This is a genomic window from Thermolongibacillus altinsuensis (genome assembly GCF_004341205.1).
In the GTDB taxonomy this organism is placed as follows: domain Bacteria; phylum Bacillota; class Bacilli; order Bacillales; family Anoxybacillaceae; genus Thermolongibacillus; species Thermolongibacillus altinsuensis.
Map to the genome: position 1 here is coordinate 267,923 of NZ_SLUL01000002.1, position 6,000 is coordinate 273,922.

A 6,000-nucleotide genomic window follows, 5' to 3' on the forward strand; every position below is an offset into this window, starting at 1 on the left:
AGTCTTGCCTAGTTGTCTCATTTTTCGTCACCTTTAATGGTATAGACAACTATATGTATATATAATAAAATTAAGATAGGAAAAATATGGAGAGGAAACAGAAGATGGGAGAAAAACGCTATGCATTTGTTTCTGTTCGTATTCTTTTAGAAGACGGTTGGTTACATGATGGATATATCGTATGGGAAAATGGAACGATTGTTGAAGTTGGAAAAATGGATCATTTCAAAGAGAACGAGCATTCTATCATCATTCGTGTTCCAGATGACAGCATGATTGTCCCGGGATTTATCGATGTTCATATTCATGGAGCGAGCGGCGCCGATGCGATGGATGGGACGAAAGAGGCGCTCCGGACGATGGCGCAAGCCCTCCCGAAAGAAGGGACGACCAGTTTTTTAGCGACGACGATGACGGCGAGTTCGGAAGCGATTGAACGTGCGCTTATGAATGTTGCAAAGGATGAAGCGATGGAAGGAGAGGCCGAACTTCTCGGCGTTCACCTCGAGGGACCGTTCATCGCTCCCAATCGGGTGGGAGCGCAGCACCCGCACTATGTGCAAGCGCCGGATGCGGAACGGTTTGCTCGATGGCAAGAACTGGCGAACGGGCTTATTCGTCTGGTGACATTTGCGCCAGAGCAAAAGGGAGGAATGGTGTTTTTACGCACGCTGCGCGAACATGGCGTCACGGCATCGCTTGGCCATTCGGATGCGGACGCTGAGGCGGCTTTGCAAGCGATTGAGCAAGGGGTGACGCATTGTACGCACTTGTTTAACGGAATGCGTTCGCTTCATCATCGTGAGCCGAACGCTCTCGGTGCCGTGCTTTTAGATGAACGGGTTCGCTGCGAATTGATTGTCGACGGTCTTCATGTTCATCCGCATATCGTCAAGCTTGCGTACCGATTGAAAGGGAAAGACGGCATCGTGTTGATTACGGATGCGATGCGGGCGAAAGGACTTGGCGATGGGATGTATGATCTTGGCGGGCAAGAGGTGAAGGTGGTAGGCAATCAGGCAACTTTGTTTGATGGAACGCTGGCAGGCAGCGTGTTAAAAATGAATGAAGCGATCCGAAACATGTGTTTGTTTACAGGCTGTTCGCTGGAAGAAGCGATTCGGATGGCAACAATCAATCCTGCCAAACAAATCGGTGTCGATGATCGAAAAGGAAGCATTGCGGTTGGAAAAGATGCAGATTTGGTCGTGATCAACGACCAATGCGATGTATGGATGACCATTTGTCGCGGCCACATTGCTTATCAGAAGGAAGGAGGGATTGATTGATGAATGTCATCATTGTAAAAAATGCAGAAGAAGGAAGCAAACGAGCAGCGGAATGGATCGCAGAACAAATTCGCATGAATCCTCAGATTGTACTTGGCATGGCGACAGGGGGCACGTTTATCGAAACGTATCGACATCTTGTAGAAGCATATAATGAAGGATCCGTTTCTTTTCGTCATGTGACAACATTTAACTTGGATGAGTATGTCGGTTTGCCGCCTTCTCATCCGAACAGTTATCGCTATTACATGGATCAACATTTATTTTGGCATGTGGATATTGATTTAACCAATACATTTGTTCCAAATGGAATGGCTGTTGATTTGGAAGAGGAATGCAGGCGATATGACTGGTTGATTGAACAAGCAGGCGGCATTGATGTGCAGCTGCTTGGCGTTGGTCGGAACGGGCATATTGGCTTCAATGAACCGGGAACATCTTTCTCTGCACGCACTCATGTTGTTCGATTAGCTGAATCGACGAGAAAGGCAAATGCTCGTTTTTTCAAGAGGGAAGAAGAGGTGCCAACGCATGCGATTACAGTCGGCATTCGCACCATTATGGAAAGCAAGCGCATTTTATTGTTGGCGTTTGGAAAAGAAAAAGCAGCGGCATTGCGTGCGGGCTTTTGCGGAGAAGTGACGGAGAACGTTCCTGTATCGATCTTGCAAAAACATCATGATGTGACGATCATTGCAGATGAAGAAGCGTGGAGTGAGGTTGAATGATGAAAATTGATAAACACTCGCCCATCCCCATTTATTATCAAATCGAGGAAGGAATTCGCGAATTGATTGAACAAAAAGTATGGCGGGCAGGCGATGTGATCCCGTCTGAGAGAGAACTGTCCGAAATGTACGGCATTAGCCGAATGACGGTTCGACAGGCAATCAACAATTTAGTGAATGAAGGATTGCTTGTGCGGCAGCGGGGGAAAGGAACGTTTGTCGCTGAGAAAAAAATGGAACAAGCGCTAAAAGGGTTGACGAGTTTTTCTGAAGATATGCGCGCCCGCGGCATGGTTCCAGGAACAAGGCTATTATCGTTTTCGATTGTGGAAGCGGGAAAAAAAGTAGCGGAGAAACTATCGATCGCGATGGGTGCTCCTGTTTATGAAGTGAAACGCATTCATCTTGCGGATGGCATGCCGATGGCGTTGGAAGTTTTGTATATGTCGCCGCAGCTGGTGCCCAATTTATCAGAAGAAATTGTTTCTCGTTCCGTTTATGAATATATTGAATCGCTTGGGCTGCAAATCGCTTCAGCGCGCCAGACGCTTGAAGCCGCGATTGTTCGCCAGTCGGAACAGGATTGGTTGGAACTTTCGGATGGCGCTCCTGTTTTATTAATTGAACGCCATACGTTTTTAACAGATGGCCGTCCGCTTGAATACGTCAAATCGGTCTATCGTGCAGATCGTTATAAATTTGTAATCGATATGGAGAAGCGATGACCATCATCGAGTGGAATTGGTTGATGAAAAGGTAAAGAGAAATAGAGGTTTGTGATGCAAAAGGGAGAACCCCTCTGTGTAAATAGAGGGGTTCTCTTTTTTGCTTTATTGGCCAATGACGGTAATTCGTCCTTCGACGTTTGGAATCGGTTTGTTATTTTGCAAGTAAGAGATGACGATCGAGCTGAGCAATTCACCGCTATCAAATTCAATTGTGCCGTTTGTGAACATCGTATATCCGTCACCGCCTTTGGCTAGGAAGTCGTTTGTTGCTAGTGTATATGTTTTTGTTTCATCAAGCGGTTGACCGTTAATTTCAACGTTTGTAATTCGTTCCCCTGCCGGTTTTGTTGCATCAAATGTGAAGCGAATACCTGATACGTGCGGGAAGCCGCCGTTTTGTTCAGGGTATAGACGAACGCCATGCTCAAGCGCTTTCTTTAAGTCTGCACCCGTAATGGACAGTTTGACAAGCGTATTCGCAAACGGAAGGGTCGTTAATACATGATTTCTTGTCACGTCTCCTTTTGGAATGGAAGCGCGAATGCCGCCGCCGTTTGTGAGGGCCACGTCTGTATTTAATGCAGAACGCATCGCATCAGCAATCAAATTGCCGAGATTCGTTTCTTTTGTGCGTACGTTTTCGCGTTCACCGTCAAGATCGACGGAAATATTTGCAATCACTTGTTGCAACGTTTCATCTACTTCGTTTTTGTATTTTTGAACGATCTGTTGAATCGTTGCATCTTCTTGTTTGTTAGATGAGTCACGATAAAGGAATCCGTTTACACCAATCAGTTTTCCTTTGTGGAATAGTAAATTTGTTTGCCCGACGGCTTTTCCGTATTCGAATGCTTGTGATACATACGCATATTTGAATTTCTTTGGTGTTTCAATGGTATCGTGGCTATGGCCGCCGAGAATGAGATCGACTCCTTGTACGGAGTTGGCAAGCTTTTCATCTGTTTTTAATCCAGAGTGGGAAAGGACGACAATATGATCCGCTTGTCCTTTTAGGTGTTGGACAATTTGCTTTAATGTGGCTTCTTCATCCGCAAACGTGATGCCGATAATGCCTGCCGGATTCGTTTTGACGGCTGTGTCCGTCGCCGTTAAGCCAACGAGGGCAATCTTCTTTCCAGCAACTTCTTTAATGGTGTAAGCTGGTAAAAACGGCTGTCCGTCTTTATAAATGTTTCCGCTTACAATCGGGAATTGAACCATATTTTTTAAAGCAAGCAAACGATTTTGTCCGTAGTTGAAATCATGGTTGCCCGGTACCATCGCATCGTATTTCATGCCGTTCATGATGTCGACAACGGCTTGTCCTTCGTTTAAGTTCACATATGTTGTACCGTGGAACGTATCACCCAAATCAACGAGCAATGTTTGTTTATTTTTCTTGCGAACATCGTTGACAATCTGAGAAATTTTGGAGAAGCCCATCTCTCCATTTTTGTCGTTATACAAAATGCGTCCGTGTGTATCATTTGTATGGATGAATGTAATTTTTTCAATGTTTGTATTGTAACGGTTTAACATTGCCGCAACTTGTGATGATGTGATGGCTTGATGCGGTCTGATTGTTTGATCGGTATATCCTTTCAATAGGTCGAGTTCGACAGCGGCAGCAAGATATTCTTGCGACCATTGTCCGACAGCAGGAAAATCTTTAAATCTTTTTAATTTCTCTGCCGAATAGTGATCGCGAAGTTGTAGAGAACGAATGAGAAAAACATACGCTTGTTCCCGCGTGATCTTTTCGTTTGGTGCAAACGTTGTTTCTGTCTTTCCTGTTGCAATCCCAAGACGAAGAGCGGCTTCCACGTATGGCGCTAGCTCTGAATCAACGTCGGTGAACGTTAAATTTTTTACTTCTTCTTTTACGTCCACATCCATCGTCGTGATGAGCTGTTTCACAAACTCGCCGCGCGTAACCGCTTTTTCGCTTGCTTCAAACTTTGCCGGTGCAGCAAGCAATAAAGCGACGATAAGAGAAAGCAAAAAAGGATACCATTTGTTTTGTCTCAACATGGTTTTACCTCCTTTTATTTTATCATTCTTCTAAATTATAACAAAATTCTATTAATCTTTTTGACTTATTTTGTTAATATTTGTTAAATTTTTTAGCGGATTTTGTCGAACGATTAGAGTAGAGATCGAAAAAGAAAAACGGTAAAATTAAAGAACAGATGTTCTAATGTTCAATCCTCTCATTCTCCGCATACGTCTTCTAGGAAATGTTCCCCATGTTCACTTCATCAAGATTTTTACGGTTCGGTTGTGATAAAATAATGAAAAAAGAAGGTGGTCCGCAATGGAAAACACATTGTCACTTATTTTGGAGAAGTTTGACTGGCTAGGGGAAGAGATCAAGGAACTAAAAGTCGGTCAACAGCGTTTGGAAGCGAGGATGGAAAATTTAGAAGCGGGTCAACAACGTTTGGAGGGGCGAATCGAGAATTTAGAAGCGGGTCAACAACGTTTGGAGGGACGAATCGAGAGTTTAGAAGCGGGTCAACAGCGTTTGGAAGCGAGGATGGAGAATTTAGAAGCGGGTCAACAACGTTTGGAGGGGCGAATCGAGAATTTAGAAGCGGGTCAGCAGCGTTTGGAGGGGCGAATCGAGAGTTTAGAAGTGGGGCAAAAAAGTTTAGGCGAACGGATGGAGAATTTAGAATCTAGGCAGCAAAGTTTAAATGATCGAATGATAAGCTTAGAAAAAGATGCAAAAGAGTTAAAAGAAGGGCAAAACGAACTGAAGATGATTGTCATTTCGTTGCGCGAAGCACAAGAAAAGACAAACGCAGAACTATATTCATTTCATGAGGAAACGCGCGAGAAACTTTCGCATCTTGAGCGACAAAACCGCTTTTTTGACCACGATTTGAGCTCGCTAACGAAAGAAATGGCGGCGCAAAGACGAGAAATTGAAAAATTGCGCTTTGCACAAATGTAAGAAGCTACTTTCGAAAATAACAATGTCAACAATGATTGGAATTGATACGATTGTAAAGGAAACGCTCAAGCGGCTTGGCACATCAAAAAAGTTTTAACGCTGGTTTACGAAATTACCGTTATTAGCAAACGAACAAGCGCAAGAAGCATATTGGGCATAACAGAAAAGGCTGACCAATGCAAAAGGTCAGCTTTTCTATTTATAAGGCTCTGTTAAATTTTATTGTTGATATTTTACTAAAGAAAAAGACCGATTTTTTCGGTCTTTTTGTGTGTCCTGTTTCAAAAATTTTTTCGTTA

General features: G+C 43.9%; 5 protein-coding genes. 4 read left to right on the plus strand and 1 reads right to left on the minus strand.

From position 1 onward, the window contains the following. The first annotated feature begins 104 nt into the window (after positions 1–104). From nagA to EDD69_RS02915, 3 genes are read left to right on the plus strand one after another with little or no spacing between them, the layout of a single operon-like run. Complete coding sequence (gene nagA / locus EDD69_RS02905) at positions 105–1,289, plus strand: N-acetylglucosamine-6-phosphate deacetylase (RefSeq protein WP_132947444.1); 1,185 nt, start codon at positions 105–107, stop codon at positions 1,287–1,289. Next, on the plus strand, positions 1,289–2,017 hold the full coding sequence (gene nagB, locus EDD69_RS02910; RefSeq protein WP_132947445.1) for a glucosamine-6-phosphate deaminase: 729 nt from the start codon (positions 1,289–1,291) through the stop codon (positions 2,015–2,017). Before nagA ends, nagB begins: the two co-directional genes overlap by 1 nt. Then, a complete protein-coding gene (locus EDD69_RS02915) occupies positions 2,014–2,742 on the plus strand; it encodes a GntR family transcriptional regulator (protein ID WP_132947446.1) in 729 nt (242 codons plus the stop codon). Before nagB ends, EDD69_RS02915 begins: the two co-directional genes overlap by 4 nt. Before the next feature lie 105 nt (positions 2,743–2,847). On the opposite strand, the gene EDD69_RS02920 is transcribed toward EDD69_RS02915, so the two are convergent. Beyond that, positions 2,848–4,776, minus strand: coding sequence for a 5'-nucleotidase C-terminal domain-containing protein (locus EDD69_RS02920; RefSeq protein ID WP_132947447.1), 1,929 nt, complete (start codon positions 4,774–4,776; stop codon positions 2,848–2,850). 283 nt (positions 4,777–5,059) lie between these two features. On the opposite strand from EDD69_RS02920, the gene EDD69_RS02925 reads away from it, so the two are divergent. Next, positions 5,060–5,701, plus strand: coding sequence for a coiled-coil domain-containing protein (locus EDD69_RS02925; protein ID WP_132947448.1), 642 nt, complete (start codon positions 5,060–5,062; stop codon positions 5,699–5,701). Positions 5,702–6,000 lie beyond the last annotated feature (299 nt).